This is a genomic window from Desulfonatronospira sp. MSAO_Bac3 (assembly GCF_003838035.1).
Taxonomy (GTDB): domain Bacteria; phylum Desulfobacterota; class Desulfovibrionia; order Desulfovibrionales; family Desulfonatronovibrionaceae; genus Desulfonatronospira; species Desulfonatronospira thiodismutans.
On sequence record NZ_QYZY01000213.1, the window covers coordinates 1 to 1035 of the forward strand.

Here is a 1035-nt window from a genome sequence, read left to right on the forward strand (position 1 = left end):
AAGCTGTCAGCAGTCTTTTGTGTTATTTTGTTACTACATATGGCCTGTTTTAGACACTTTCAGGCCTCAAGATTCAAAGGCCTTTTCTATGGCCAGGGCCATGTCGCGCACTGAAAACCGATTGGCCACAGTTTGTTGTCCATTTCGGGCAATTTCGGGCAATAAATGTTCCTGATCCATAAACAACCCTATGAAAAGGTCTGCCAGGTTGCTTTCATCACCATGCTCTACAAGGAATCCGTTTTTGCCGTGTTTGATGACTTCTGCGGCACCGCCGGCCGGAGTGGCAATCACCGGAAGTCCCAGGTACATGGCCTCCAGCATGGAGTTGGACAACCCTTCATTCCGGGAGACAGACACAAAAATATCCCCCTGGCGCATCAATGGATAAGGGTTGTCCAGAAATCCGGTGAAAAGAACATATTTTTCCAGATTAAATTTTTTTGTCAAGAGTTTCAGGTCGTGCTCCTGTTTACCCTTGCCTATAATCACTAAGCCGGCATCAGCGCCTGGAAAGGCTTTAACAAAGCGGGCAAACGCCCGCAGCAGAAAGGTGTGTCCCTTTCTGGGGATGAGTTCGCCGCTGGCGATAACGGTAAAGGGAAAGGGTTTGGCAACCGGGGCGAGTTCAATATTGTCCAGTCTGTCTGTGTCCAGACCGTTGTATATCAGGTGGACCCTGTCCGCTTTCACAGGCCCGCTCCGGATGAGTTCAGCCTGGACCGCCCTGGCGTTGACGATTACTCCGTCTATCTTCTTGAATAAAAAACGATAATATACATTGTCAGGAACCCTCCATACAATGCCGCAGCGGACAAAATGCCTGCATCCGGACAGTCTTGCTGCAAGTGCCCCCAGAAAGTAGAACTTCCTGTTGGTGGAAATCAGGGTATCTATGTTTTGGGACCGGGCGTAGCTGACCAGCTGATGCAGGGTGTACGGGTCAAGCCTGTTCAAAAAGGGCAGCCTGATCCTGGGTACTGCAAAACGTCTGCCCAGGTCCGGACAACGGTAGGCCAGGAATACCTGGTTTCT

1 protein-coding gene is annotated in these 1035 nt (G+C 50.3%); it reads right to left on the reverse strand.

The window, feature by feature from the left end; all coding sequences use genetic code 11:
* Positions 1–66: 66 nt before the first annotated feature.
* Positions 67–1035: glycosyltransferase (locus D5S03_RS07380; protein WP_287043260.1), on the reverse strand; the 969-nt coding region annotated here is incomplete at its 5' end.